The 24,839-nt window shown below is 69.5% G+C and carries 22 protein-coding genes; 12 read left to right on the top strand and 10 right to left on the bottom strand.

Going from position 1 to position 24,839, the window contains the following annotated elements; genetic code table 11:
* The first annotated feature begins 1 nt into the window (after position 1).
* A complete protein-coding gene (locus tag EHF44_RS23435) occupies positions 2-1,633 on the top strand; it encodes a sensor histidine kinase (RefSeq protein WP_124686076.1) in 1,632 nt (543 codons plus the stop codon).
* Positions 1,634-1,666: 33 nt separating this feature from the next.
* Here EHF44_RS23435 and EHF44_RS23430 read toward each other — a convergent pair whose 3' ends face one another.
* Entirely contained in the window at positions 1,667-2,110 is a 444-nt protein-coding gene (locus EHF44_RS23430) for a response regulator (RefSeq protein WP_124686075.1), read from the bottom strand.
* Positions 2,067-4,511 (bottom strand): ATP-binding protein, encoded by a 2,445-nt coding sequence (locus EHF44_RS23425; protein ID WP_124686074.1) that lies wholly within the window; start codon positions 4,509-4,511, stop codon positions 2,067-2,069. Before EHF44_RS23425 ends, EHF44_RS23430 begins: the two co-directional genes overlap by 44 nt.
* 324 nt (positions 4,512-4,835) lie before the next feature.
* Between EHF44_RS23425 and EHF44_RS23420 the strand changes: the two genes are divergently transcribed.
* The 6 genes from EHF44_RS23420 to EHF44_RS23395 all read left to right on the top strand — a co-directional run bounded on the left by EHF44_RS23420 (position 4,836) and on the right by EHF44_RS23395 (position 11,040).
* Positions 4,836-6,344, top strand: a complete 1,509-nt coding sequence (locus tag EHF44_RS23420; protein ID WP_253700187.1) for an NCS1 family nucleobase:cation symporter-1 — start codon at positions 4,836-4,838, stop codon at positions 6,342-6,344.
* A 27-nt stretch (positions 6,345-6,371) separates the two neighbouring features.
* Positions 6,372-7,109, top strand: a complete 738-nt coding sequence (locus EHF44_RS23415; RefSeq protein WP_124686073.1) for an aspartate/glutamate racemase family protein — start codon at positions 6,372-6,374, stop codon at positions 7,107-7,109.
* 255 nt (positions 7,110-7,364) lie between these two features.
* Positions 7,365-8,120, top strand: a complete 756-nt coding sequence (locus EHF44_RS23410; RefSeq protein WP_172966165.1) for a GntR family transcriptional regulator — start codon at positions 7,365-7,367, stop codon at positions 8,118-8,120.
* A 158-nt stretch (positions 8,121-8,278) separates the two neighbouring features.
* Entirely contained in the window at positions 8,279-8,968 is a 690-nt protein-coding gene (locus tag EHF44_RS23405) for a hypothetical protein (protein ID WP_124686071.1), read from the top strand.
* 216 nt (positions 8,969-9,184) lie between these two features.
* On the top strand, positions 9,185-9,781 hold the full coding sequence (locus tag EHF44_RS23400) for an RBBP9/YdeN family alpha/beta hydrolase (protein ID WP_124686748.1): 597 nt from the start codon (positions 9,185-9,187) through the stop codon (positions 9,779-9,781).
* 95 nt (positions 9,782-9,876) lie between these two features.
* Positions 9,877-11,040, top strand: a complete 1,164-nt coding sequence (locus tag EHF44_RS23395) for a porin (RefSeq protein WP_124686070.1) — start codon at positions 9,877-9,879, stop codon at positions 11,038-11,040.
* Positions 11,041-11,161: 121 nt separating this feature from the next.
* Here the strand turns inward: EHF44_RS23395 and EHF44_RS23390 are convergent, their stop codons facing one another.
* Positions 11,162-12,181, bottom strand: a complete 1,020-nt coding sequence (locus EHF44_RS23390) for an AraC family transcriptional regulator (RefSeq protein ID WP_124686069.1) — start codon at positions 12,179-12,181, stop codon at positions 11,162-11,164.
* 117 nt (positions 12,182-12,298) lie between these two features.
* Here EHF44_RS23390 and EHF44_RS23385 point away from each other — a divergent pair, with 117 nt between their 5' ends.
* The 3 genes from EHF44_RS23385 (at position 12,299) to EHF44_RS23375 (ending at position 14,708) form a co-directional block, all read left to right on the top strand.
* Positions 12,299-13,357, top strand: a complete 1,059-nt coding sequence (locus EHF44_RS23385) for a 3-keto-5-aminohexanoate cleavage protein (RefSeq protein ID WP_124686068.1) — start codon at positions 12,299-12,301, stop codon at positions 13,355-13,357.
* 26 nt (positions 13,358-13,383) lie between these two features.
* A complete protein-coding gene (locus tag EHF44_RS23380; protein WP_124686067.1) occupies positions 13,384-13,590 on the top strand; it encodes a DUF1289 domain-containing protein in 207 nt (68 codons plus the stop codon).
* A gap of 140 nt (positions 13,591-13,730) precedes the next feature.
* Positions 13,731-14,708, top strand: coding sequence for a tripartite tricarboxylate transporter substrate binding protein (locus EHF44_RS23375; protein ID WP_124686066.1), 978 nt, complete (start codon positions 13,731-13,733; stop codon positions 14,706-14,708).
* A gap of 51 nt (positions 14,709-14,759) precedes the next feature.
* Here the strand turns inward: EHF44_RS23375 and EHF44_RS23370 are convergent, their stop codons facing one another.
* Positions 14,760-15,656, bottom strand: a complete 897-nt coding sequence (locus EHF44_RS23370) for a LysR family transcriptional regulator ArgP (protein ID WP_124686065.1) — start codon at positions 15,654-15,656, stop codon at positions 14,760-14,762.
* A gap of 73 nt (positions 15,657-15,729) precedes the next feature.
* On the opposite strand from EHF44_RS23370, the gene EHF44_RS23365 reads away from it, so the two are divergent.
* On the top strand, positions 15,730-16,392 hold the full coding sequence (locus EHF44_RS23365) for a LysE/ArgO family amino acid transporter (RefSeq protein ID WP_124686064.1): 663 nt from the start codon (positions 15,730-15,732) through the stop codon (positions 16,390-16,392).
* Positions 16,393-16,461: 69 nt separating this feature from the next.
* On the opposite strand, the gene EHF44_RS23360 is transcribed toward EHF44_RS23365, so the two are convergent.
* From EHF44_RS23360 to EHF44_RS23350, 3 genes are read right to left on the bottom strand one after another with little or no spacing between them, the layout of a single operon-like run.
* Positions 16,462-18,114 carry a fatty acid--CoA ligase gene (locus tag EHF44_RS23360; protein ID WP_124686063.1) on the bottom strand — a complete coding sequence of 551 codons (1,653 nt, stop codon included), beginning with the start codon at positions 18,112-18,114 and terminating at the stop codon, positions 16,462-16,464.
* A gap of 21 nt (positions 18,115-18,135) precedes the next feature.
* Positions 18,136-18,984, bottom strand: coding sequence for a TauD/TfdA dioxygenase family protein (locus EHF44_RS23355; protein ID WP_124686062.1), 849 nt, complete (start codon positions 18,982-18,984; stop codon positions 18,136-18,138).
* Positions 18,985-18,993: 9 nt separating this feature from the next.
* Positions 18,994-19,974: a quinone oxidoreductase family protein gene (locus tag EHF44_RS23350; RefSeq protein ID WP_124686061.1), complete on the bottom strand. Its 981-nt coding sequence runs from the start codon at positions 19,972-19,974 to the stop codon at positions 18,994-18,996.
* 187 nt (positions 19,975-20,161) lie between these two features.
* On the opposite strand from EHF44_RS23350, the gene EHF44_RS23345 reads away from it, so the two are divergent.
* On the top strand, positions 20,162-21,163 hold the full coding sequence (locus tag EHF44_RS23345) for an AraC family transcriptional regulator (protein WP_216643994.1): 1,002 nt from the start codon (positions 20,162-20,164) through the stop codon (positions 21,161-21,163).
* Positions 21,164-21,173: 10 nt separating this feature from the next.
* Here EHF44_RS23345 and EHF44_RS23340 read toward each other — a convergent pair whose 3' ends face one another.
* The 3 genes from EHF44_RS23340 to EHF44_RS23330 are packed head-to-tail and all read right to left on the bottom strand — an operon-like array spanning position 21,174 to position 24,839.
* Positions 21,174-22,205, bottom strand: a complete 1,032-nt coding sequence (locus tag EHF44_RS23340; RefSeq protein WP_124686059.1) for a DUF2955 domain-containing protein — start codon at positions 22,203-22,205, stop codon at positions 21,174-21,176.
* A complete protein-coding gene (locus EHF44_RS23335) occupies positions 22,195-23,340 on the bottom strand; it encodes an HlyD family secretion protein (RefSeq protein ID WP_124686058.1) in 1,146 nt (381 codons plus the stop codon). Before EHF44_RS23335 ends, EHF44_RS23340 begins: the two co-directional genes overlap by 11 nt.
* Entirely contained in the window at positions 23,337-24,839 is a 1,503-nt protein-coding gene (locus tag EHF44_RS23330) for an efflux transporter outer membrane subunit (protein ID WP_124686057.1), read from the bottom strand. Before EHF44_RS23330 ends, EHF44_RS23335 begins: the two co-directional genes overlap by 4 nt.

Below are 24,839 nucleotides of genomic sequence, written 5' to 3'. Positions count from 1 at the left end.
CATGCAAGGTGCCGACCAGATGCTCTCGGAGGACACGCCGCTCGATACGGCGCTGCTGTTCGACACCCTGCCCGAGTCCTACCTGATCCTGAACGGCCGGCGCGAAGTGGTGGGCGCCAACACGCGCTACCTGACGCAGGCCGGACGGACCCGTGACGACGTCGTGGGCAAGTCGGTCTTCGACATCAACCCCACGCTGTCCGAGCCGCAGATGATGGCGCGCCGCGAGTGGCTGATGGCCACGCTGGACACCCTGGCGCTCGGCGAATCGCGGCTGTCCCCGCCCATCCGCTACGACGGCTATCCGGCCGGCGACGGCACCGACGAGCGCTACTGGCAGGCCAAGGCCACCCGCGTGGCGGGCGACAACGCGCCGGGCGCGGTGTTCGTGCTGCTGGTGACGGATGTGACCGACCAGATGCTGCGCACCGAGCAGACGCGGCGCGAGCACGCCAAGCTGCGCTCGCAGGCGCGGCTGCGCCAGGTGCTGGTGGAAGAAGCCAATGCGGCGCTGCAGACGCACCGCAAGCAGCTAGAGGAATTGCTGGCGTTTGCCCGCGTCGGCGCGTGGGAACTGGACGTCGCCACCGGCTACATGAACTGCACCGACCAGTGCAAGGCCAACATGGGCCTGCAGCCGGACGACAGCATCGACGAGGCGCGCGTCTTTGGCGAACTGATGCACCCGGCGGACCGCCGCGACGTGCGCGCCGCCATGGACCGCGCCATCGCCACCCGCTCGCACTTCGAGGTCGAATACCGCGTGGTCTGGCAGGACGGCACCATGCGCTGGCTGATGTCGCGCGGCGCCGCGCGCTACCTGGCCGACGGCTCAGCGCAGTCGCTGATCGGCTTCACGATCGACATCACGGCCCGCAAGGCGTCGGAACTGCACTACCAGGCCGTGGCCGAGGAAGAACAGCGCGCACGCGAGATCAGCGAGCGCGGCGCGCGGGCCATGGACCATTTCGTCGCGGCCGTGAGCCACGAACTGCGCTCGCCGCTGCACGCCATCCTCTGGTGGACCACGCTGCTGGAGCGCGGCACCGACCCCGCGCACGTCAAGCGCGCCGGCGAGGTCATCGAACGCAACACGCGCCAGCTAGCCCGCATGGTCGACGATCTGCTCGACAGCGGGGCCATCGCCACGGGCAAGCTGTCCGTGGAACTGCGTCCGCTGGACGTGGCGTCGCTGGCGGCCACGGTGGCCGAGGACCTGCGCATGGACGCCGAATCGCGCCATGTCACGCTGATCGTGCAGGCGGCCGCGCCGTGCCAGGTGATGGGCGACGAGAACCGGCTCAAGCAGGTGGTGCTGAACCTGCTGACCAACGCGCTGAAGTTTGCCGAGCGCGGCACGGTGGAGCTATCAGTGGCGGAGGAAGGCGATCACGCCGTGCTGTCGGTGCGCGACACCGGCGTGGGCATCTCGCCGGAAGCGCTGGAGCGGATCTTCGAGCGGTTCGAGCAAGCGCATCTGGAGCGCGCCAACCGCGTGCCGGGGCTGGGACTGGGTCTCTGGATGGTGAAGAACCTGGTGCTGATGCACAACGGCAGCGTCAGCGCGCACAGCGACGGGCTGGGCAAGGGCGCCACCTTCCGCGTGCAACTGCCGCTGGCGCGGGGCGTCTGACGGCCCGCGGTACGTCTTGGCGCGTATAGGGTCTCAGCGCGTGTAGGGCGGCGGCTCGTTCAGCACCGCCCAGAACACGCCCAGGTCGTTGATGGCGGCCATGAAATCGTCGAACTCCACGGGCTTCACCACGTAGGCGTTGACGCCCAGGTCGTAGCTCTTCAGCAGGTCGCGCTCCTCGCGCGACGACGTCAGCATCACCACGGGCACGCGGCGCAGCCGCTCATCGGCGCGCACTTCGCGCAGCACCTCGTGGCCATCCACCTTCGGCAGCTTCTTGTCCAGCAGGATCACCGCCGGGTTTTCTTCCTGGCGGTCGGCATAGGCGCCTTCGCGGCGCAGGAAGTCCAGCGCCTCGGCGCCATCGCGCACGGACACCACCGGATTGGCCAGGCGGCTCTTCTGCAGCGCGATCAGGGTCAGCTCGATATCGTCAGGATTGTCTTCCACCAGCAGGATCGGCCTCAGTGCGCTCATTTTCAGTATTCCTCGTATCTTTCAACACCGGGCGGTAGGGCTGGCCCGACGACATGGCCGCCAGCCGGGCCGCGGCCTCGGCGGCGGTCTCGTTCACGCCCGCCGTGCCCTCGGGCACGAACTCGCGCGGCAGCGAGAACCAGATCGTCGCGCCCTTGTCGATTTCGCCTTCGGCCCAGGTGGTGCCGCCATGGCGCTCGATGATGCGCCGCACGCTGGCCAGCCCGATGCCGGTGCCCGGAAACTCCTCGACGCGGTGCAGACGCTGGAACACGCCGAACAGCTTGTCGACGTAGCGCATGTCGAAACCCACGCCGTTGTCGCGGACATAGAACACGTCCTGGCCGGCCAGTTCGCCCTCGCCGGGCTTGGTGCCAACCTCGACCACGGCAGGCGGGCCGTCGGCGTCCACGCCGCGCGTACTGCTGAATTTTATCGCGTTGGCGATCAGGTTGCGCAAAACCACGTCCATCAGCACCGGATCGGCCGTCACGTCGCCCAGCGCGCCGACGCGGCATTCCAGCCGCCGCTCGCCAATATCCTTCGATTCCTCGGCCAGCAGCCGCTCCGCCAGCGCGCGCAGGTTCAGGCGCTGCGGGCGCAGCGCCGCGCGGCCCATCTGCGAGAACGCCAGCAGGTCGTCCACCAGCTTGCCGCCGAAACGGGCCTGCGCAATGATGCGGTCGACAAAGTGGCGGCCGCGCTCCGAGAGCCGGCTATGGTCCATCTCGCGGAGCAGGTCGGCAAACCCGACGATATGGCGCAGCGGCGCGCGCAGGTCGTGCGACACGGTGTACGAGAAGCCCTCCAGCTCGCGGTTGGCGCGGCCCAGTTCCAGCGCCAGCTGCGCCAGTTCCTCGGCGCGGCGCAGCACGATGCCGAGCAGCGCGCCACGGAATTCGGCGGCGATTTCCATGTCCGCGGCGCGCCATGGCTCGGACCGCCCACGTACCGTCTGCGTCCAGACCTCGAAGCTCTCTCGCGGCGACAGCGACGTGGACAGCCCCGACAGCTTGGCGCGCGGATCGCCGGCCCAGCGCACCGTCTGCACCACCTCGGCACGGAACCAGATCACGTAGTTGCGGAACAGTCGCGACAGCGACACCACGAGCATCCCCGCCGCGCCGTCGCCCACGCCTGACGCGACGGCCTCGGGCCAGTCCACGGCAAGCTGGTCGGTCGCGTATACGTCCTCGCTGCGCGTATCGAGCCACGCCAGCAGCTTCTGGATGACGTCGTTGCCCGGCGCGTCGCCAATCCGCACCACGCGACCCTCGAACACGGCCACGGCCCCGGTGGCGCCCACCAGCGCCAGCAGGTCCTCGGCATCGCCCGAGATGGCCTCGATGAAATCGTCGGTGTTGGTCATCGACGCCAGCAGCCGCGACTGCCGCTGGCGCAGCAGCAGCCGGTAGCTGGCTTCGGCATGGTCTTCCTTGGCTTCCACCTGCAGTGACAGCACCTGGGCGATGTGCTCGCACGCGGTGCGCACCTCGAACGACGGCACGCGCGCGGTGGCGTGGTGGCACGAGATCAGGCCCCAGAGCCGGCCGCGCACCACGATCGACATCGACATCGACGACCACGTACCCATGTTCTTCATGTACCGCACGTGCACCGGCGAGATACTGCGCAGCGAGGCAAAGGTCAGGTCGGTGGGCTGGCCGGTGGCCGGGTGCAACGCCGGCACCAGCGGCGAGGGCTCGTAGTCGGCATCGGCAATCAGCCTGATGCGGTTGCGCACGTAGAGCGCGCGGGCCTGCTGCGGGATGTCCGACGCGGGAAAGCGCTGGCCCAGGTAGCTGGCGTAGCCAGGCTCCATCGACTCGGCCAGCACGTGGCCATGGCCTTCCTCGTCGAAGGCGTACACCATCGTGCGGCCGTAGCCGGTGATCCGGTGCACTTCCTCGGCCGCCAGCCGGGCCAGGCCCTCCACGCCCTCCACCGTCTGCAGGCTGTTGATGAAGGTGCGCACGAGCGGGTAGATCGACGCGAATACGTCCTCGGTGCCGCGCGCCGGTTCCAGTTCTACGAATCGCACGCCCTGCCAGGTGTGCACGATGATGGCCAGCGGCGATGCCCCGCTGCTGCCGCCGCGCGGGTCCGCGATGGACCCGGCATAGAGCGGGATGCCGTCGGCCCGCAGCGCGTCCAGCGCCTGGAGCGCCAGTCGCGCGCCGTCGCCGATCAGCGCGTCCAGCGGCTGGCCCAGCACCTCGTCGACGGCCTCCGGGGCCTTGCCCGCGAGCAGCGCGGTATTGCGGCTGGCCTGCACCACGGTGCCGGTCGCGTCCACGCTGACCAGGAAGCCGTGGGGCTGGATGCCGCCGGGAATGTGGATCGGTTCCCGGGCGCAATCCTTGGCCAGGATCGCCGCCGCGGACGTGGAATCTTGAGTCATGCTGGCTCCGCCAAAAGCTTGGAGCCGATTGTGGCACACGGCACCGCGCGGCGCCCGGTCTTTGAGGAATTCACCGCACATTGCGGGCCGGCTGGTAAAAGCTGCAATCGTCGCCAGTTGCCGCGCGGGCCACCCCGTTGACCGCGCAACCCGCGCCGGCTTAGGGGTCTACCCGAAGCCCGGCTGCTGCCGCGTTGACAATCCCGTAGCCGTCGCCTACAACTCCGTACACAAACAAAAACGATTTTGTAGACAATTTTGTCGTCAAGACGAAATCGAAAGATGGCCGGCGCCCCGACGCCCGGCCGCCAACGGAGACAAGACATGCCAGTGACAGCTTCGCCCGCGGTCGATACCATCGGCACGCACGCCCCCGAAAGCAACGCCGTGATCAAGCCAGGCTACGACGACCGGCTGACCAATGAGGACCTGGCCCCGCTGCGCAAGCAGACCTGGGGCACGTACAACATTTTCGCGTTTTGGATGTCCGACGTGCACAGCGTGGGTGGCTACATCACGGCCGGCAGCCTGTTCGCGCTGGGCCTGTCGAGCTGGCAGGTGCTGCTGGCGCTGCTGGTGGGCATCCTGATCGTGCAGTTCTTCTGCAACCTCGTGGCCAAGCCCAGCCAGGTCACCGGCACGCCGTATCCGGTAATCTGCCGCGCGTCGTTCGGCGTGCTGGGCGCCAACATCCCCGCCATCATCCGGGGCCTGATCGCCGTGGCGTGGTACGGCATCCAGACCTACCTGGCGTCCAGCGCGTTCCTGGTGCTGGCGCTGCACTTCTTCCCGTCGCTGGCGCCCTATGCCGACCTGAAGCAGCACGGCTTTGCGGGGCTGTCCACGCTCGGCTGGGCCGCGTTCATGACGCTGTGGGTGCTTCAGGCGCTGGTGTTCTGGACCGGCATGGAGACCATCCGCAAGTTCATCGACTGGGCCGGCCCGGCCGTCTACGTGGTGATGATCGCGCTGGCCATCTGGCTTATCAACAAGGCCGGCATCGAGAACGTCAACTTCACGCTGAGCTTCCTGAAATACCAGGGCTGGGACGCCGTGCCCGTGATGCTGAGCGCCATCGCGCTGGTGGTGTCGTACTTCTCGGGCCCGATGCTGAACTTCGGCGATTTCTCGCGCTACGCCCGCGACTTCCGCTCGGTGAAACGCGGCAACTTCTGGGGCCTGCCGGTGAACTTCCTCGGGTTCTCGCTGCTGGTGGTGGTGACCACCTCGGCCACGCTGCCCGTGTTCGGCAAGCTGATCACGGACCCGGTGGAGACGGTCAGCCATATCGACAGCACGTTTGCCATGCTGCTGGGCGCGTTCACGTTCATGACGGCCACCATCGGCATCAACATCGTGGCCAACTTCGTCTCGCCCGCGTTCGACTTCTCCAACGTCGCGCCCAAGTACATCAGCTGGCGCACGGGCGGCATGATCGCGGCCGTGGCGTCGATCTTCATCACGCCGTGGAACCTGTACAACCACCCGACGATGATCCACTACACGCTGGACGTGCTGGGCGCCTTCATCGGCCCGCTGTTCGGCATCCTGATCTCGGACTTCTTCCTCGTGCGCGGCCAGCGCGTGGTGGTGGACGACCTCTACACAATGCGCCGCAACGGTGCCTACTGGTACCGCAAGGGCTACAACCCGGCCGCCGTGGCGACGATGATCCCGTCGGCCATCGTCCCGGTGCTCTGCGTGGTCATTCCGTCGTGGCAGTGGCTGGCCAACTACAGCTGGTTCATCGGCATGGGGATTGCATTGGTGCTGTACCGCGCGCTGGCCCCCCGGCTGATGCCCGGCCATCTGGCGGACGCCCGCCAGGCCTGACCCCTTCCTCCCCTGCTCTCTCCGACCATGAAACTGAAGATCATCAACCCGAACACCACGCAGAGCATGACCGAGAAGATCGGCCAGTGCGCCCGCGCCGTGGCCCAGGCCGATACGCGCATCATCGCGGTCAGCCCGCGCATGGGGCCGGCGTCGATCGAAAGCCACTACGACGAGGCGCTCAGCGTGCCGGGCATCCTGGACGAGATCCTGCTGGGCGAGCGCGAGGGCGTGGACGGCTACGTGATCGCCTGCTTTGGCGACCCCGGCCTCTACGCGGCACGCGAGGTGGCGCGCGGCCCGGTGATCGGCATCGCCGAGGCCGCCATGCACGCGGCCAGCTTCATCGGCACCAGCTTCAGCGTGGTCACCACGCTGTCGCGCACGTGCAATATCGCCTGGCACCTGGCCGAGCGCTACGGCATGGAACGCTTCTGCCGCAACGTGCGCGCCAGCGACCTGCCCGTGCTGGACCTGGAAAAACCGGGCTCCGACGCGCGCCGCATCATCACCGACGCCTGCCGCCAGGCGCTGGCCGAAGACCGCAGCGACTGCATCGTGCTGGGCTGCGCGGGCATGACCGACCTCTGCGAGGAGATCGCCGACGCCATCGGCGCCCCGGTCATCGACGGCGTAACCTGCGCGGTCAAGATGGCCGAAGCGCTGGTCTCCGTCCGCCTGTCCACCAGCAAGCGCGGCGACTGGGCCCGGCCGCTGCCCAAGGCATACGCGGGGATGTTGAGCCAGTATGCGTTGAATGGGTGAGGGCTGTTCGAGCTGTTCTAGCTGTTTAGCTTCCCTCTCCCGCCTGCGGGAGAGCGGCTGGGGGAGAGGGCCAGCGGTTCAAATTGCCACGGGTCGGCAAGCAGATCCTCCAAGCCCTCTCCCCCGATCTCTCTCCCGCCATGCGGGAGAGGGGAGCAAGCCAACCCCAAAACCAAGCCCTGCACCATTTTTGTGTACGATATGCACAACTTTTGTCACCACCCGCCGCCCTCGCGGCGGGATATCGTTCCCGAAATGGTCACCCGACGCAAGAAAGCCGCGGACGCCGAACTGCCTGTGCCGCAGGTCAGTGGCGACGCCGTGGCCGCCGACGCTTCCGAATCCTCCGTCAACGAAGGCATCTACCAGGATCTGCTGAACGCGATCATGGAGCACCGGCTGCTGGCCGGCACCAAGCTCGTGGAGGAACGGCTGTGCGAGGTGACCGGCGCCAGCCGCGCGCGGATCCGGCAGGTGTTTGCCCGGCTGGCGCACGAGAAGCTGGTGACGCTGGTGCCCAACCGGGGCGCGTTCATTTCCAGCCCCAGCATCGAGGAAGCGCGCCAGGTGTTCCAGGCGCGCCGGCTGGTGGAACCCGAACTGGCTGGCGTGCTGGCCACCACGGCCACGGCCGCGCAGATTCGCGGCCTGCGCCGCCATATCCGCCAGGAGGACGATGCCCGCGCGCGCGGCGACCGCGCCGCCGTGATCCGGCTGTCCGGCGAATTCCACATCGTGCTGGCCGAAATGGCCGGCAACGCGATCCTGGAAAAGCTGATCCGCGAGATGGTGTCGCTGACCTGCCTGATCATCACGCTCTACGACCGTCCGGGCGCTCCGGCCTGCCCCGAGCACGAACACCGCGTGCTCGTGGACGCCATCGAGCAGCGCAATACCGCGCAGGCCCAGGCGACGATGGCCGAGCACCTGGCCCATATCGAAGGCTCGCTGGACCTGACCGTGCGCGAGACCGGCGCGCCCGATTTCTACAGCATCTTCAGCAAGGGCTGAGGCCCCATCCCCCGGCGGGGCCGCCGCGAGACGAAGGACCGAATCGTCGCGCGCAGTCAGACTCGGCACAGACACTGAATATGTCACGCCATGACCGGCTTTGACTTCGGCCCCGCGTTGCCTAGAATCAGGACGCCCGCTGCATCGCAGGAGTCTTCATGCAAGCCGTGCTCGCTCACATTCTGCGCAGGAAGCTGTCGTACGCGCAGTTACCGCTGTTCGAGCGCATGCGCGACGAACGCCTGCCCCCGCAGATTCGGCTCGATTTCATGCGCGGCTTTGCGTTCTTCGTCATGGCGTTCGGCGACCTGAACCGCTACCTGCTGCGCCGCGCGCCGCACGGCGATGCGCACCAGGCCAAGGTCAACGCCCACACCTACGAGGACGACCATCACTGGCCCTGGTACCTGGAAGACTTCCGCAAGCTTGGCTGGGACACCACCACGACCACCACCGACGCGCTGCGCACACTCTGGAGCGACGACACCCACCGCTGCCGCGTGCTGATGTACGAGCTGTGCGCCATCGTGGCGCAGGCCCGCGATGGCGCCGAGCGGCTGGCGGTGATCGAGGCCATCGAGGAAACCGGCAACGTGCTGTTCTCGCTGACCACGCCGCTGGCCGAGGCCCTGCACCCGAAGCTGGGCGTCGAGCTGCGCTATCTGGGCCCGTTCCACTTTGCGCTGGAATCGGGCCACGCCCAGCACGCCGATCACCGCGCCTTTGCCGCCATCGTGCTCGACGACGCCCGGCGCCAGCACTGCATCGCCCTGGTCGACCGCGTCTTCGACGCCTTCACGGCCTGGACGGATGAAGCGGCCGGCTGGATCGACCGCGCCGCCGCCTAGCGCTTCCGCCACACGGGGCGCCAGCCCCGCCCGCCGCGTGCCGCCCCCGCAACCCCGCCGCCGCCCAGGCCGGCGGGGTTTTCCCGCACTGTCCCGTCAAGCAAAGTAGTTGTCCCGGAAAGTCAAACTGCGCGCCCTCGTTGACCAAATACTTCGTGTCGACGGGCAGCCGGCCGCGCTGGCGTGCCTACCCATCCAGTCACCACGCCATACACGATGTTCCTGTCCCCCGATACCACCGTGCTGATCGTGCCCGGCCTGCGCGATCACGTTGCCGAGCACTGGCAGACGCTGCTCCAGAACGACCTGCTGGCCGCGCGCCAGAAGGTGGCCGCCGTGCCGCCGCTCGATCACGACAAGCTCAGCTGTGCCGCGCGCATGGTCGCGCTCGACAAGGCGCTGCTGGCCATCGACGGCCCCGTGCTGCTGGCCTGCCACAGCGCCGGCGTGATGATCGCCGCGCACTGGGCGCGCCACCTGTACCACCGCGTGCCGCAGGGCAAGGTGATCGGCGCGTTGCTGGCCACGCCGGCCGACCTGGAAACCCCGCTGCCGGCCGGCTATCCGGACCGCACCTCGCTGGAATTCGGCGGCTGGCTGCCGATCCCGCGCGAGCCGCTGCCGTTCCCGACGATCGTGGCCGCCAGCCGCAACGACCCGCTGGCCAGCTACGAGCGCGCGGCCGGCATGGCGTGCGACTGGGGCAGCGAACTGGTCGACCTGGGCAAGGTCGGCCACCTGAATCCGGCCGCGGGCTTCGGCCCGTGGCCCGGCGCGACAGAGCTGCTGGCGCGGCTGCAACGCCGCCGTTGAGCGCCAGCCGGCGCGCGCCTTACCGCAGTACCGATTCCGACGGGAAGTACCGCTGCAACACGCAAACACGACAACAGAAGAGAGGAGACAGTTTCATGAAGCTCAAGGGCATGGTCATTGCCGCATCGCTGGCCGGCGCGGGCAGCGCTTTCGCGCAGTCCAACGTCACGCTGTACGGCGTGGCGGACATCAACATCGAATACGCCAACCATGTGGGCAACATCCCGACGGCGGCCAACGGGTTCAATCCCGGTCCGTCCAACAAGGTCTACCGCATGGATTCGGGCGGCCTGGCCGGGTCGCGCTGGGGCCTGCGCGGCACCGAGGACCTGGGCGGCGGCGTGAAGAGCGTGTTCGTGCTGGAAAGCGGCTTCAGCCTGGACAACGGCACGCTGCAGCAGAGCGGGCGACTGTTCGGCCGCCAGGCGTTCATCGGCGTCACCAAGGCCGGCATCGGGCAACTGAGCCTGGGCCGCCAGTACACGTCGATGTTCGAGGCCCTGGCCAATTTCTCGCCAACCGCCTACGCCACGCAGTACGAGCCGGTGGTGCTCCAGTCGGGCGCCAACTTCCGCGAGGACAACACGGTCAAGTACACGGGCCAGTTCGGCCCCGTCACCGCGCTGGCGCACTGGTCGTTCGGCACCGGCCTGGCGCTGCCGGCATCGGTGGGCATTCCCACGCCGATCGGCGGCAACGGCGAGGTGCCGGGCGCGTTCCGCCGCGACACCGCCTACGGTGCCGCCGTGGCCTACGCCAGCGGTCCGCTGGGCCTGACCGTCGGCTACGACCAGTGGAACCCGACCATCGGCACCAGCAGCGGCACCATGCGCAAGGCCGTGGTGGGCGCCAGCTACACGTTCAGCAACGTTGCCAAGATCATGGGCGGCTACCGCTGGGGCCAGAACAAGAACGCGGCCGGCGCGGTGATCCAGCGCGACGACTACTACTGGATCGGCGCCAACTACCAGGTCACGCCGGCCGTGGGCCTGACGCTGGCCTACCACTACGACGACATGAAGAACCTGTTCGGCACCAACGCCCCGAACCCGTGGCAGGTGGCGTTCGTGGCGAACTACACGTTCTCCAAGCGCACGGACGTCTACCTGTCCACGGCCTATGCGAAGAACGCCGGGCTGATGCTGGAATCGCTGGGCACCGTCTACGCCAACAGCCTGTCGCTGGGCAACAGCTACGCGCTGGCCAACGGCCAGAGCAATATGCTGGGCGTGGCGCTCGGCATCCGCCACAAGTTCTGACCGCGCAGCGAACCGGCGCCGTCCGGGCGGGGTGGCCGCATACCCGTCCGGCCGGGCGGCGCCGGGGCTTCGTTGGCCACGCAGGCACCCGCCCGCGTGGCCCTTTTTCGTTTGTCGTCCGTCAGCCTGCCGCGTCCGCGCCGTCGGCGTGCTGGGCGCGCCATTTCGACACGCTGCAGCCAAACTGCACGCCAAACCAGCGCGAGAACGCGCTCAGCGACGAGAACCCCAGCAGCGTCGCCACCTCCGACAACGGCCGCGCCCGGTTCTCGATGTAGCGCGTGGCCAGCCCCGCACGCGCATCGTTGACGATGGCCGAGTACGTGGTGCCCTCCTGCTCCAGCCAGCGGTGCACGGTGCGACGGTCCACGCCAAGCTGCTGCGCCACGCGATCCACCGAACACATGCCGCTGGGCAGCAGCGCGTGCACCAGCTTGCGCACCTTGTCGGCCATGCTCGTGTTCGACTGCGCCAGCAGCGTGCCAAGGTAGCGCTTTACCTGCTGCGCCATCACCGGGTCATACGACGGCAGCGGCGCCTCCAGGTCGCGCGCCACGCAGACGATGCCATCGAAATCCTGGTTGTAGAGCGCCGGCATGCCGAACACGCGCTGGCAGGCCGCCTGGCTTTCCGGCGGCGCATGCGTGAAGCAGATGCTGCGCGGCCGCCACGCCGGGCCCAGGAACAGCGTGAGCATGCGATACATCACCCCCGCCGCCAGCTCGGTGGCCTGGCGCAGCCGGCCCGGCACGTCGCCCAGCAGTTGCAGCCGGATGAGCACCAGCCCATCGGCTTCTTCCACCCGCATCGCCAGCGCCTCGTTCTGCAGGCTCATGTGCCGCACCATCGATTCCAGCGCGCGCCGCAGCGTGGGCTCCTCGCGCACCACGAACGCCAGCGGGCCCAGGTTCGAGAACTGCCGCAGCTCGGCCATGCGCAGCCCGAAATCATCGACCTGCGCCGCGCTGGCCGACGCCTCCAGCAGCCGGCCCACATGCGCGGCCGGAATGCGGATATCGGGGTCCAGCAGCGCGTTGCGGCTGATGCGTGCCGCGCGCAGCATCTGGTGCGGATCGAGCCCCACGGCCCGCGCCACATCCACGTAGTTGGTAAGGCTGGCACTGCGCAGAAAGTAGGACATCGTGTTTTCCCTGACTGTCCCGAAATGTAAATCGAGCGTCCCGGAGCGTCAAATTGCCGCCCTGTGTTGGCCGATACTTCAGGCACTGGATACGCACCGACCAAACAAGGAGACGACATGCAATTCCTCGACGATTCCCTGCACCCCGAGAACATGGACAAGGTGGTCATCACCGTGGCCCCGTACGGCCCCGAGTGGATGCCCGAGGACTTCCCGGAAGACATCCCCGTGACGATGGAAGAGCAGGTGCAGAAGGCCGTGGACTGCTACCAGGCCGGCGCCACCGTGCTGCACCTGCACGTGCGCGAGCTGGACGGCAAGGGGTCCAAGCGCCTGTCCAAGTTCAACGAGCTGATTGCCGGCGTGCGCGAGGCCGTGCCCGACATGATCATCCAGGTGGGCGGCTCCATCTCGTTCGCGCCCGAGGACGAGGGCCAGGCCGCCGTGTGGCTGTCGGACGACACGCGCCACATGCTGGCCGACCTGACGCCCGCGCCGGACCAGGTGACCGTGGCCATCAACACCACGCAGATGAACATCATGGAGCTGCTGTACCCCGAATACCTGGCGGGCACGTCGCTGTCCAACCCGGCGTTCATCGAGGCGTACCGCGAGATGACCGTGCCGGCCGGCCCGGGCTGGGTGGAGGAACACCTGCGCCGCCTGTCGGCCGCGGGCATCCAGCCGCATTTCCAGCTCACCGGCATCCACGCGCTCGAAACGCTGGAGCGCATGGTGCGCGCCGGCGCCTACATGGGCCCGCTGAACCTGACGTGGATCGGCATCGGCGGCGGTTTTGACGGCCCCAACCCGTTCAACTTCTTCAACTTCATCCATCGCGCGCCGGACGGCTGCACGCTGACCGCCGAGTCGCTGCTGAAGAACGTGCTGCCGTTCAACATGATGGCGATGGCCATGGGCCTGCACCCGCGCTGCGGCATCGAGGACACGATCATCGACCAGCACGGCCGGCGCATGACGTCCGTGCAGCAGATCCAGCAGTGCGTGCGCGTGGCGCATGAACTGGGCCGCGAGATTGCCACCGGCAAGGAAGCGCGCGAGATCTACCGCATCGGCACGTGGTACGACAGCGTGGACGAGACGCTGGCTGCGCACGGCATGCTGCCGAACCGCCAGGCCGGCCAGAAGAACCTGCCGCTGCGCCGCGCCGCCTGACGCGGGCCACTGCACGCACCATCGCCATGACGCAGTCCGTCCCGCCCCGCCCGGCCAATCCCTGCATCAACATCTGCCGCATGGACGCGGCACGCCGTTACTGCCAGGGATGCGGCCGCACGTCGACCGAGATCGGCCTCTGGGACGGCATGACCGATGCCCAGCGCGCCTTCGTGCTGGCCGCGCTGCCGGCCCGGCGCGGGCGCTGGGCCGGGTCGTCCGGCAAGCCCTGACGGCCCGGAACGCCCCGGACGCCCGCGCCGGGGCCGCTTTCACCGGACCTGCCGATTTCACGCCACGACACTACCCTCTACCGCCGCACGTGGGCAGGTCCGGACCTTTACACCCTACAAGACCTATATTGGAGACACAGATGCCCAACCACCCTGCCCGATTCCTCCTGCGCCGCGCCACGCTGGCGGCGCTGCTGACCCTGGCGATGCCTGCCGCGATGGCATGGACCACCAAGCCCGTGCGCGTGCTGGTGCCCGCCCCGGCCGGCGGCACCATGGACGTCATGGCGCGCCTGCTGGCCGAGCAGCTTTCCGCCGACCTGGGCCAGCCCGTGGTCGTCGACAACAAGCCCGGCGGGGGCGGGGCCATCGCCATCAACACCATGCTGGCCGCGCCGGCCGACGGCCATACCGTGATGGTCACCGCCACCAACGTGCTGACCGAGGTGCCGCAAGTCCAGAAAACGCCGTACGACACGATGAAGGACATCCGGCCGCTGGCGGCCGTCGGCCGCTCGCGCATGGTGCTGGTGGGCACGCCCAACTTGCCGGCCAAGGACCTCAAGAGCCTGATCGCCTACGCCAAGGCCAATCCCGGCAAGCTCAGCTTCGCGTCGTACAGCGCCGGCACGGCGTCGCACTACGCCGGCGCGATCCTGAACCAGGAGGCCGGCATGGACCTGCAGCACGTGCCGTTCCCCGGTTCGGGCCCGGCGCTCACGCAGGTCATGGGCGGCCAGATCCCGCTGATGTATGACGGCATGGTCACGTCGCTGCCAATGATCCGCGCGGGCAAGCTCCAGCCGTACGCGGTGGCGTCGAAGACCCGCTCGCCGCTGCTGCCACAGGTGCCGACCTTCGCCGAGCAGGGCTACCCCGACATCGACTTCAGCAACTGGGTGGGCGTGATCGCGTCGGCACAGGTGCCGGCCGACGTGGCGCAGAAAATCCAGGGCGCGGTCTACAAGGCGGCGGCCAATCCCAAGGTCCGCCAGCGGCTGGAGGCGCTGGGCTACGAGCCGATGCCGGCCCAGTCGCTGCAGGACCTGAACCAGTCGCTGCACGCCGAGTTCGACCGCAACGCCGGCATCGTCAAGACCTTCCACATCAAGCCGTAACGGCGCCGCCGGGGCCATTGCCCCAGCTCGCCACGCCGCGCCAGGCGTCCGTCACAGCGGCAGCAGCGCGCGGCGGGCGGCGGCCAGCACCTCGTTGCCCAGCCCCTCGAGCAGTGCCGACGCTGCGCGCGCATGCTGCCAGTGCAGCGCCACGTCCAGCGGCGTCTCCGGCACCAGTTCCACCAGCGTGCCGCGCTTCAGGTGCGGCGCGATCATCGACTGGGGATGCATGCCCCAGCCCATGCCGGCCAGCGCCGCCGTCACGAACGCGTGCGACGACGGCAGCATATGCCGCGGCAGCGCCACCGGCCGGTGGCACAGCCGGCTGGCCCAGCGCGCCTGCAATTCGTCCTTGCCGTTGAAGACCAGGCTCGGCGCGCTGGCCAGGCTGCCGGCGCCCACCCCATCCGGGAAATAGCGCGCCATGAACGCCGGGCTGGCCGCCGCCACGTAGCGCATCGCCCCGAGCGGCCGGCTGTTGCAGCCCGCCGCCGGCCGCGCCGTGGCGGTCACGGCGGCCAGCACCGCGCCGCTGCGCAGCCACTCGGTCGTATGGTCCTGGTCGTCGACCGACACATCCATCAGCACCGCGTGCCGCGCCGCGAACGTGGCCAGCGGATCGGCCAGCCACGTCGCCAGGCTGTCGGCATTGACCGCCACCGGCAGCGGCACGCGCGACGTGCCGTCGGGCGCCAGCGCGGGCAGCGCATCGTGCAATTCCTGTTCGAGCAGCCGCACATGGTCCACGTGCTGGCACAGCCGGCGCCCGGTCTCGGTGGCGCGGCATGGCGTGTCGCGGATCACCAGCGCGCAGCCCACGCGTTCCTCCAGCATGCGGATGCGCTGCGAAATGGCCGAAGGGGTCACGTGCAGCGCCCGGGCGGCGCGCTCGAAGCTGCCCTCGCGCACCACGGCGGCCAGCGCGGACAGCGCGGCGTAGTCGAGCATGATTTAGCCTGGCTAATGTGGATGAAGATTGTTTAGTTTGTCTTCACGGCGCCACGATGGCAAGCTGCGCGCCATGCTAGCCATCACCGCCACCCCATCCCCCGGCCTCGCCGTCCTGTTCCAGGGCCTGGCACTGAGCCTCGGCCTGATCGTCGCCATCGGCGCCCAGAATGCGTTCGTGCTGCGCCAGGGCCTGCGGCGCGAGCACGTGGGCAGCGTGGTGCTGCTGTGTGCGCTGGCCGACGCGCTGCTGATCGCCGCCGGCGTGATGGGCATGGCCCAGGCGCTGGGGGACCGCCCCGCGCTGGCGGCCACGCTGGCGCTCGCGGGCGCTGTCTTCCTGGCGTACTACGGCTGGCGCGCGTGGCGCCGCGCGCGGCAGCAGCACGCGATGCAGACCGCGCAGGCCGCCGGCAACGCCAGCCGTGGCGCGGTACTGGCCCAGGCGCTGGCCTTCACGCTGCTCAATCCCCACGTCTACCTGGACACCGTGCTGCTGGTGGGCAGCATCGGCGCCCAGCATCCCGCGCCGATGCGCACGTGGTTCGTGGCCGGCGCCAGTTGCGGCAGCCTGCTGTGGTTCGGCGCGCTGGGCTTTGGCGCGCGCTGGCTGGCGCCGTGGTTTGCCAGCCCGCGCGCGTGGCAGGTGCTGGACCGGCTGATTGGCATCACGATGCTGGTGCTGGCCGCGCTGCTGGCCCACCACGCGCTGGGCGCGTTCCGGACGCTGGCCTGACCGGCCCGCGCCAAGAAAAAAACCGCCCGGCTGGCCGGGCGGCATCCAAGTTTCCCTTTCCTTCTCGCCTCAGGCTGCCTTGCGTTCCCGCAGCAGCTTCTTGTCAATCTTGCCGACGCTGGTCTTGGGAATCGCCGCCACAAAGGCGATCCGGTCCGATTCGGGCACCGCGAACTTGCTGAGCCGCTGCGTTGCCACATGGTCCAGCAGCGCCGTGCGGATCTGCTGCGCGTCTACCTCCACGCCCGCCTGCCGCACCACGTAGGCCATCGGCCGCTCGCCCCAGCGCGCGTCGGGCACGCCGATCACCGCGCATTCCTGCACGCCCGGCACCTGCGTCACGAGGTTCTCGATCTCGATCGACGACACCCATTCGCCGCCCGTCTTGATCACGTCCTTGAGCCGGTCGACGATCTGCACGAAGCCGTCCGGCCCCATCACCGCCACGTCCTGCGTGTGCAGGTAGCCATCGGCCCACAGCTCCTCCGACGCCGACGGCTTGCGGAAGTACGACTTCGTCAGGTACGGCGCGCGCAGCACGATCTCGCCCTGCGCCTTGCCGTCGTGCGGCACCTCGCGCATGTCGGGGCCGACGACGCGGAAGTCCGCCAGCGGCACCGGCCGGCCCGTGGCGCAGCGCAGCGCCACTTCTTCCTCGCGGCTGCCCGCCACGTAGCCCGGCGGCAACTGCGCCAGCGCCACGATCGGGCCGGTCTCGGACATGCCGTAGCCGGCAAAGATGTCGATGCCGCGCGCCAGCGCCGCCTCGCACAGCACCGGCGGCAGCGCCGAACCGCCGATGATCATCTTCCAGCCCCACAGGTTGTGCTGCCCCTCGCCGGCCGCCTGCAGCAGCATCTGCAGGATCGTCGGCACGCAGTGCGAGAACGTCACCTTCTCCGCTTCGCGCAGCGCCAGCAGCGCGGCCGGCACGTAGCGGCCCGGCAGCACCGTGCGCAGGCCGAGCATGATGGCCACGTACGGCATGCCCCACGCCATCACGTGGAACATCGGCGTGATCGGCATGTACACGTCTTCCCGGTGCATGCGCTGGCCTTCGCGCGGCGCGCACAGGCTGGTGGCCGCCGTCAGCGTGTGCAGCACGATGTCGCGGTGGCTGTAGCAGACGCCCTTGGGGTCGCCCGTGGTGCCCGTGGTGTAGAACGTGGTGGCCTTGGTGCGCTCGTCGAAGTCCGGAAAGTCGTAGCCGTCCGGCGCGGCGGCCAGCATGGCCTCGTACTCGCCGTCGAACGCCAGCGGGCCCGGCGGCACGTCCTGCCCGTCGGCCATCAGCACCAGGCGCGGCTGGCGCACCAGCCCGTCGCTTATCTGCGCCAGCACGGGCAGGAAGTCCGGATGCACCAGCACCACGTCGGCGCCGGCGTCGTTGAGCGTGTACAGGATCTGCTGCGGCGACAGCCGCACGTTCACCGTGAACAGCGTGGCGCCCATCATCGGCACGCCGAAGTAGCACTCCAGGTAGCGATGGCTGTCCCAGTCCATCACGGCCACGGTGCTGCCATGGCGCACGCCCAGCGACGCCAGCGCGCCGGCCAGCCGGCCCAGCCGCGCGTGAAAGTCGCGGTACGTGTAGCGCATCTCGCCCCGGTAGCTGATCTCCTGGTCGCCATACAGGCTCATCGCGTTGGTCAGCAGCTGCTTGACCAGCAGCGGGTAGGCGTATGCCGAAGGGGTCGTCACGACGAGATTCTGGTCTCTCATGCCTGTGTTTCCTTTCAAACTTCAGTAAGGCACGCTGCCGATGATGCCGGCGCGCTCCATCTTGCGGTGGCACGGCGCGTAGTCCATCACCGCGTAGTGCTGGGTGGCCGTGTTGTCCCAGATCGCCACGCTGTTCGGTTCCCAGCGCCAGCGCACCTGGAACTCGGGGATGTACGCCTGCGACACCAGGTAGCGCAGCAGGTCGGCCGCGCCGGGGTTGGCGTCCTGGCCGAACCGCACGCGCCCGGGCGTGTGGTAGTTGGTGAAATGCGTGGTGAAGCCGTTCACGTAGAGCACCTTCTCGCCGGTGTCGGGATGGGTGCGCACCACAGGGTGCTCGGCGTCGGGGTACTGGGCCTTCAGCGCCAGCCGCTTCTCGATCGGCATGGCCGCGCCAAAGCTGGCCTCGATGCTGTGGCGCGCGCGCAGGTCGGCAATCTGGGCCTTCACCGTGTCAGGCAGCCGCTCGTAGGCCAGCGCCATGTTGGCCCACATCGTGTCGCCGCCCACGGGCGGGCATTCCACGCAGCGCAGCACCGCGCCAAACTGCGGCGCCTCGCGCCACGTGGTGTCGGCATGCCAGCAGTTCTCGTAGCGGTCGTTCGGCTGGTCGGGCGACTTGTAGATGCGTACCAGGCCCGGATGCTCGGGGTCGCTGCCGGCCACCGGGTGGTCCTCCAGCTCGCCAAAGCGGCGCGCAAAGGCTACGTGCTCGGCGCGGCTGAACTGCTGGTTGCGCAGGAACAGCACGCGGTGCTTCAGCAGCAGCGCGCGGAACTCGCCAAACAGGTCGTCGCTGCGGACGGCATCGGCCAGGTCCACGCCCTGCAGTTCGGCGCCCAGGGCACAGCTCAGTTGTCGGACTTGCATGGCGGCTCCTTAGATGACGAAGATCGACGAACCCGTGGTCTTGCGCGACTCCAGGTCCCGGTGGGCCTGCACCGCGTCCTGCAGCGCGTAGCGCTGGTGGATCTCGATGCGAATGCGGCCGGCGCCCACGTGGTCGAACAGCTCGCCGGCCAGCTCGGCCTTCTCGGCCGGATCGGCGATGTAGTCGGCCAGCGCGGGACGGGTCACGTATACCGATCCCTTCATCGCCAGCAGCACCGGGTCGAACGGCGGCACCGGGCCCGACGCCGTGCCCACGCACACCAGCAGGCCGCGCCGCTTGAGCGAATCCAGCGACGCCATGAAGGTGCTCTTGCCCACGCTGTCGAACACCACGTTGGCGCCCACGCCATCGGTAATCTCGCGCACGCGGGCCGCCACGTCCTCGTGGCTGTAGTTGATGATGTGCTGGCAGCCATGGGCGCGCGCCACCTCGCCCTTTTCCTCGGTGGAAACGGTGCCGATCACGTTCAGCCCCAGCAGGCGCGCCCACTGCGACACGATCAGCCCCACGCCGCCGGCCGCCGCGTGCAGCAGGATCGTGTCGCCCTTGCGGAACGTGTGGATGCGGCGCATCAGGTAGGCCGACGTCAGCCCGCGCATGGTCATGGCCGCGGCGGTCTCGAAGCCGATGCTTTCCGGCAGCCGGATCAGCGGCGCGGCCGGCACCAGGCGCTCGGTGCTGTACGCGCCCAGCGTGTTGACAAAGCCGGTGTAGGTCACGCGGTCGCCCACGGCCACGTTGGTCACGCCCGGGCCGATGGCCTGCACCACGCCTGCCGCCTCGACGCCCATGCCGGCCGGCAGCGGCACGGGATAGGTACCGTTGCGGAAGTACGTGTCCGCGTAGTTGAGGCCCACCGCCACGTGGCGGATACGGACCTGGCCGGCACCCGGCTCGCCCACTTCCGCGTCTTCGTAGCGAAGCACCTCGGGCCCGCCGGTTTCATACATGCGCACTGCCTTTGCCATGGGGATCGTCTCCAGATTCGGCTGGCGGCACGATCTGCGCCGCCATGTCGACAATCTAGAAGCGCGCGGCCCCCGCTGCTTTGCACGGCCATCCAGCGACTTTGCATTTCATGCCACGGCCACCTATCATCGCGGCAACGATGCGCCGCGGCCACGCATGCGGCGCACGTCCCAACAGGAGACCCCCGTGAAAACCCTGGTGCGCGCGGCCGCGCTGACCAACTTCTTCGACGTCGCGCGCGACCTCGGCATCAACCCGCTGCCGCTGCTGCGCGGCGCGCGCCTGACCCAGGCGCTGCTGACCGATCCGGAGCAGCGCATCCCCGCCGAAGCCTGCGCCGCGCTGCTGGAAAGTGCCGCCCAGGCCGCCACGTGCCCCACCTTCGGCCTGCGCATGGCGGAATCGCGGCAGCTTTCGGATTTCGGCGTGATGAGCCTGCTGATCAGCCAGCAAGCCACGCTGCGCGACGCGCTGGAGACGATCATCCGCTACCGTCACCTGGTCAACGAGTCGGTGGCGATCCTGCTGGAGACAACCGGCCGGGTGGCGGTGATCCGCCAGGAAGTGGTGCTCGATACGCCGTCGCGGCAGGCCACGGAACTGGCCATCGGCGTGGTGTTCCGGCTCTGCCGCGCGCTGCTGGGGCCGCAGTGGCATCCGGTCGGCGTGCACTTCACGCACACGGCGCCGCCGGACACGCAGGTGCATCGCCGGCTGTTCGGCTGCCCGCTGGCGTTCGGCAGCGAGTTCAACGGCATCGTCTGCGCGGCGGAAGACCTGTCGGCGCCCAATCCCACCGGCAACCCGGCCATGGCGCGCCACGCAGAGCGGGTGGTGGAAACGCTACCGCGCGTCAACGATGCCTCCATCGGGCGCGAAGTTCGCAATGCCGTCTACCTGATGCTGCCGATGGGCCGCGCCACCGCCGACGCCGTGGCGCAGGGCCTGGGACTGAGCCTGCGCACGATGCAGCGCCAGCTCGATGCGTCGGGCGAGTCGTTCACCGACATCGTCAACACGGTGCGGCGCGACCTGGCGCTGCGCTACGTCGCCAATCCCGACTATTCGCTGCTGCGCGTGTCGGGGCTGCTGGGCTACGGCTCGGCGGCGTCGTTCTCGCGCTGGTTCTCCGCGCAGTTCGGCGAGGCGCCGATTGCGTGGCGCCGGCGCCATGGCGGACGGCCCTGACGTCGCACTGTCATGCGGCGGCCACGGCGCGCGGGCGGTCCAGCAGCGCCAGCATCAGCCAGGCATAGAGCGACACGGCCACGAACAGGCCCATGCGCACCATGAACGCCTGGTAGACGTCCTTGCCCGCCGCGCTGTCGGCCACGGACTGCCCGAGCAGGATGATCATCGTCACGAGGCTGTTGAGCCAGAATCCCGGCGACAGCGCCGTGGGCGCCACGCGGAACAGCCGGCGCGCCACCAGCAGCGCAAACAGCGCCATCCACAGGAAGAACATCCACAGATGGACGAAGAGCCCCAGCGCCAGCCAGCACGCGATGGCCAGCAGGCCGCCCATCAGCGTGGAGCCCACCAGCTCCAGCGCCGCGCCGCGCGCCGTGGTGCAGCTCTGCCGGCCCAGGCTGACAGCCTTCATGATGATCGGCAGATAGGCGACCGGGTCCGACAGCGCCAGCAGGAACGGCGGCATCACCACCAGCGTGGCGCGCCAGGCGATACGGTCCGCGTCCGGCACGGCGCGCGGCGGCGGGCGCGGGGCCGGCGCGCCATGCTCGGGCACCAGCGCATGGCAGGCGCCCAGCGCCAGCACCGCCGCAGTCAGCCCCTGTGTCAGCGCGCCGATCACCGTCAGCGCCAGCGCGCCGCTGGCCGTGCCGGCCGCCGCAATCAGCGTGACCCCGGCCACGACGAACGTCGACACCAGCCCGTTGCCACCGCGCAGGCCATAGCGGAACGCCAGGAACAGGCACAGGGCCGCCATCAGCACGCCGGCGGCCGGCGCATGGCGCAGGAACGGCACCAGCAGCAGCCCGCTGCCGGTGGCCAGCATCACCACCAGCGCCAGCCCCAGCCCGGCCTTGAGCGGCAGCGGCCGGTCCAGCGCGGCAAAGACGAACACGGCCAGCACCGGCGCCATGACTGGCACCGGCCATTGCAGGCCGAAGCTGACGGCCAGGCAGCCCGCCGTGCCCAGCGCCAGCCGCAGCGCGCGGCGGGCCATGGCGGCGCGCAGGGCCGGCGCGGCGGCCGCGTCAGTAGACATAGGACATCCAGCTCATCACGCGCAGAAACGCGCGGCCCAGCAGGTTCAGCGGGTTGCCATCGCGCGGAAACGCCATCACCTCGGCCTGCCCGCCCACGCGGATGCCGCGCAGCGTATCGAGCTGGCCGGGATCGATGTCGACGATGACCGGAAAGCGCTGCGCGGGCCGCAGCCAGTCGCGGCTGTTCTGCACGGTGGGCAACCCGCCCGGCGGCGCGGGCTGGCCGGCGCTGATGCCGTAGCCGATGCTGCGCACCTTGCCGCTCAGCACCCGGCCGGGCAGCGCGTCCAGCACGATGCCGACCGGCGTACCGGGCGCCAGGTGGCCAAGGTTGTTTTCGGTCATGTCGGCGCTGATCCACACGTCGTGGATGGCGATCAGCGTCATGACCGGGCTGCCGGCCGCCGCGTACAGGCCGGCCTCGGTGCGCAGGTCGGTGACCAGCCCGGCCGTGCGCGCGCGCACCTGCGCGTTGGCCATGTCGAGCTCGGCTTTTTCCACGGCCGCCGCGGCGCTGCGCAGCTTGGCGTTGTCGTCGTCGCCGCCGCCCTGCTGCTCGCGCGCGCGTTCCACCTCGGCACGCGCCGCCGCCACCTGGCTCACGGCCTGCGTATGCGTGGCACGCGCCACCTCCAGCCGCCGCACCGACACCGTGCCGGGGTCCTCGCGATACAGCCGCTCCAGCCGCTCGCTGTCCTGCCGCGCCTTGAGCTCGTTGGCCTGCGCCGCGCGCAGCGACGCCCGCGCCGCATCGATGCCGGCCGTGTTGGCGCCAATCTGCCGCCGCGTCGATTCCAGGTCCGCGCGGGCGCGGTCCAGCGCGATCCGGTAGTGCTGCGGATCGACGTCGAACAGCACCGTGCCGGCCGCCACGTTCTGGTTGTTGCGCACGTACACACGCGTGACGCGGCCCGATACCTCGGACGCCACCGGAATCACGAACGCCTGCACGCGCGCCTGCTGGGTGTAGGGCGTCAGCCGGTCGGCCAGCAGGTACCACGCCAGGGTCAGCACGATCAGCGCGACGATCCCGCGCACGGCCTTGCGCGACGGATCGCGCGGCGGGGGCGGCGGGGCGTCCTGAGCAGGGGCTGCCTGCGGCGGCGCGGCGGCGGGATCGGCGCGATCGTTCATGGCGGCGACGGCACCTCGTCCAGCAAGTTGCCCCAGTTGGTGCGCTGGCGCATCTGCGCGCGCGTGCCGGCATCCACCAGCGGCACCGGCGTGTCCCAGCCGCCGCCCAGGGACTTGTACAGCGCGATCAGGTAGTTCACGGCGTTGCCGCGATTGACCAGGTAGCCATCCTGCTGCGCGAACAGCGCGCGCTGCGCGTCCAGCACGCGCTGGAAGTCCGAATAGCCCTCGCGGAACACGGTGTTGGCCAGCGACAGCGAACGCTCGGCCGATACCGCCGCCTCGCCCAGTATCCGCTCGCGCTGCAGCGCCCGGATCAGCCCGCTGGCCGCGTCGTCGGCCTCGCGCGCCGCCTGCCGGACTGCGGCCTGGTAGTCGACGATCAACTGCTGCAGCCGCGCGTCCTGCACGCGCACGTTGTTGACGATGCGGCCGTAGTCGAAGATGTTCCAGCGCACGCTGGGGCCGCCCACCAGCAGCAGGCCGTTCTGCGTGCCGGGCAGCGACGTGGCCGACCAGCCGATGCTGCCGATCAGCGACACCGACGGATACAGGTCGGCCCGCGCCACGCCAATCTGGGCTGACTGCGCGGCCACGCGCCATTCGGCGGCGCGGATGTCGGGCCGGCGCAGCAGCAGGCTGGCCGGCACGTCCTGCAGCACCGCGCGGTCGATCAGCGGCAGCACGCCCTCGCGCGCGCCGGCATCGGCCAGTTCCGGCATGGGCCCCGGCGGACGGCCCAGCAGCACGCCAAGCGCGTTGCGGGCCTGCGCAATCTGGTTCTCGAACTCCGGAATGCTGCTCAGCGTGCCCAGGTACTGCGTGCGGGCCTGCTGGAAATCGAGCTCGTCGCTCTCGCCGCCCTTGAACAGCCGCTCGGTGATCTCGAAGCTGCGGTGCTGCAGCCGTGCGTTGTCCCGCGCGATGCGCAGCCGCGCCTCGGCCGTGCGCAGCGCAAAGTAGGTGTTGGCCACCTGCGCGTGCAGCAGCACCAGCACCGCCTCGCGGTTGGCCTGGGCCGCGAAGTACGCGGCGTCCGCCGACTCGATGGCCCGCGCAAAGCGGCCCCAGAAGTCAAGTTCCCAGCCGATGTCGACGCCCGCGCTGTACTCCCAGAGCCGGCTGGTCTGCGCCGTGGGCCCCGACTGGCGGCTGTTCACGTACAGCGCGGCGGCGCTGGCCTGCTGCATCTGCGGATAGCGGCCCGCCAGCGCCATGCCCAGCTGGGCGCGCGCCTCCATCACGCGCAGCCCGGCCACCTTGACGTCGGCGTTGCCGGCATCGGCCTCGGCCATCAGCGCCTCCAGCACCGGATCGCCGAACACCTGCCACCACTGCCGCAGGTCCGGCTCGGCCTGCTGCGTGCTGACCTGCTCGATGGCGTCGCTGCGCCAGCCGGCGCTCCACGCCTCGGGCTGTGGCTGGAAGTCGGGGCCCACGCGGGCGCAGGCACCCAGCAGCGCGGCGGTTGCCAGCCAGGCGCCGGCACGCGCGGCCAC

This window comes from Cupriavidus pauculus (assembly GCF_003854935.1).
Classification (GTDB): domain Bacteria; phylum Pseudomonadota; class Gammaproteobacteria; order Burkholderiales; family Burkholderiaceae; genus Cupriavidus; species Cupriavidus pauculus_C.
Note: the sequence above shows the minus strand (reverse complement) of the source record. Positions and strands in the feature narration are given on the sequence as shown.

Bases quoted from the DNA above. Each gene is read 5' to 3' on its own strand.
- EHF44_RS23375 (WP_124686066.1), top strand. From the start codon at position 13,731: ATGCCCAACCACCCTGCCCGATTCCTCCTGCGCCGCGCCACGCTGGCG.
- EHF44_RS23385 (WP_124686068.1), top strand. From the start codon at position 12,299: ATGCAATTCCTCGACGATTCCCTGCACCCCGAGAACATGGACAAGGTG.
- EHF44_RS23420 (WP_253700187.1), top strand. From the start codon at position 4,836: ATGCCAGTGACAGCTTCGCCCGCGGTCGATACCATCGGCACGCACGCC.
- EHF44_RS23390 (WP_124686069.1), bottom strand. From the start codon at position 12,181: ATGTCCTACTTTCTGCGCAGTGCCAGCCTTACCAACTACGTGGATGTG.
- EHF44_RS23395 (WP_124686070.1), top strand. From the start codon at position 9,877: ATGAAGCTCAAGGGCATGGTCATTGCCGCATCGCTGGCCGGCGCGGGC.
- EHF44_RS23410 (WP_172966165.1), top strand. From the start codon at position 7,365: ATGGTCACCCGACGCAAGAAAGCCGCGGACGCCGAACTGCCTGTGCCG.
- EHF44_RS23370 (WP_124686065.1), bottom strand. From the start codon at position 15,656: ATGCTCGACTACGCCGCGCTGTCCGCGCTGGCCGCCGTGGTGCGCGAG.
- EHF44_RS23415 (WP_124686073.1), top strand. From the start codon at position 6,372: ATGAAACTGAAGATCATCAACCCGAACACCACGCAGAGCATGACCGAG.
- EHF44_RS23360 (WP_124686063.1), bottom strand. From the start codon at position 18,114: ATGAGAGACCAGAATCTCGTCGTGACGACCCCTTCGGCATACGCCTAC.
- EHF44_RS23380 (WP_124686067.1), top strand. From the start codon at position 13,384: ATGACGCAGTCCGTCCCGCCCCGCCCGGCCAATCCCTGCATCAACATC.
- EHF44_RS23335 (WP_124686058.1), bottom strand. From the start codon at position 23,340: ATGAACGATCGCGCCGATCCCGCCGCCGCGCCGCCGCAGGCAGCCCCT.
- EHF44_RS23350 (WP_124686061.1), bottom strand. From the start codon at position 19,974: ATGGCAAAGGCAGTGCGCATGTATGAAACCGGCGGGCCCGAGGTGCTT.
- EHF44_RS23340 (WP_124686059.1), bottom strand. From the start codon at position 22,205: ATGTCTACTGACGCGGCCGCCGCGCCGGCCCTGCGCGCCGCCATGGCC.
- EHF44_RS23430 (WP_124686075.1), bottom strand. From the start codon at position 2,110: ATGAGCGCACTGAGGCCGATCCTGCTGGTGGAAGACAATCCTGACGAT.
- EHF44_RS23355 (WP_124686062.1), bottom strand. From the start codon at position 18,984: ATGCAAGTCCGACAACTGAGCTGTGCCCTGGGCGCCGAACTGCAGGGC.
- EHF44_RS23425 (WP_124686074.1), bottom strand. From the start codon at position 4,511: ATGACTCAAGATTCCACGTCCGCGGCGGCGATCCTGGCCAAGGATTGC.
- EHF44_RS23365 (WP_124686064.1), top strand. From the start codon at position 15,730: ATGCTAGCCATCACCGCCACCCCATCCCCCGGCCTCGCCGTCCTGTTC.
- EHF44_RS23400 (WP_124686748.1), top strand. From the start codon at position 9,185: ATGTTCCTGTCCCCCGATACCACCGTGCTGATCGTGCCCGGCCTGCGC.
- EHF44_RS23435 (WP_124686076.1), top strand. From the start codon at position 2: ATGCAAGGTGCCGACCAGATGCTCTCGGAGGACACGCCGCTCGATACG.
- EHF44_RS23405 (WP_124686071.1), top strand. From the start codon at position 8,279: ATGCAAGCCGTGCTCGCTCACATTCTGCGCAGGAAGCTGTCGTACGCG.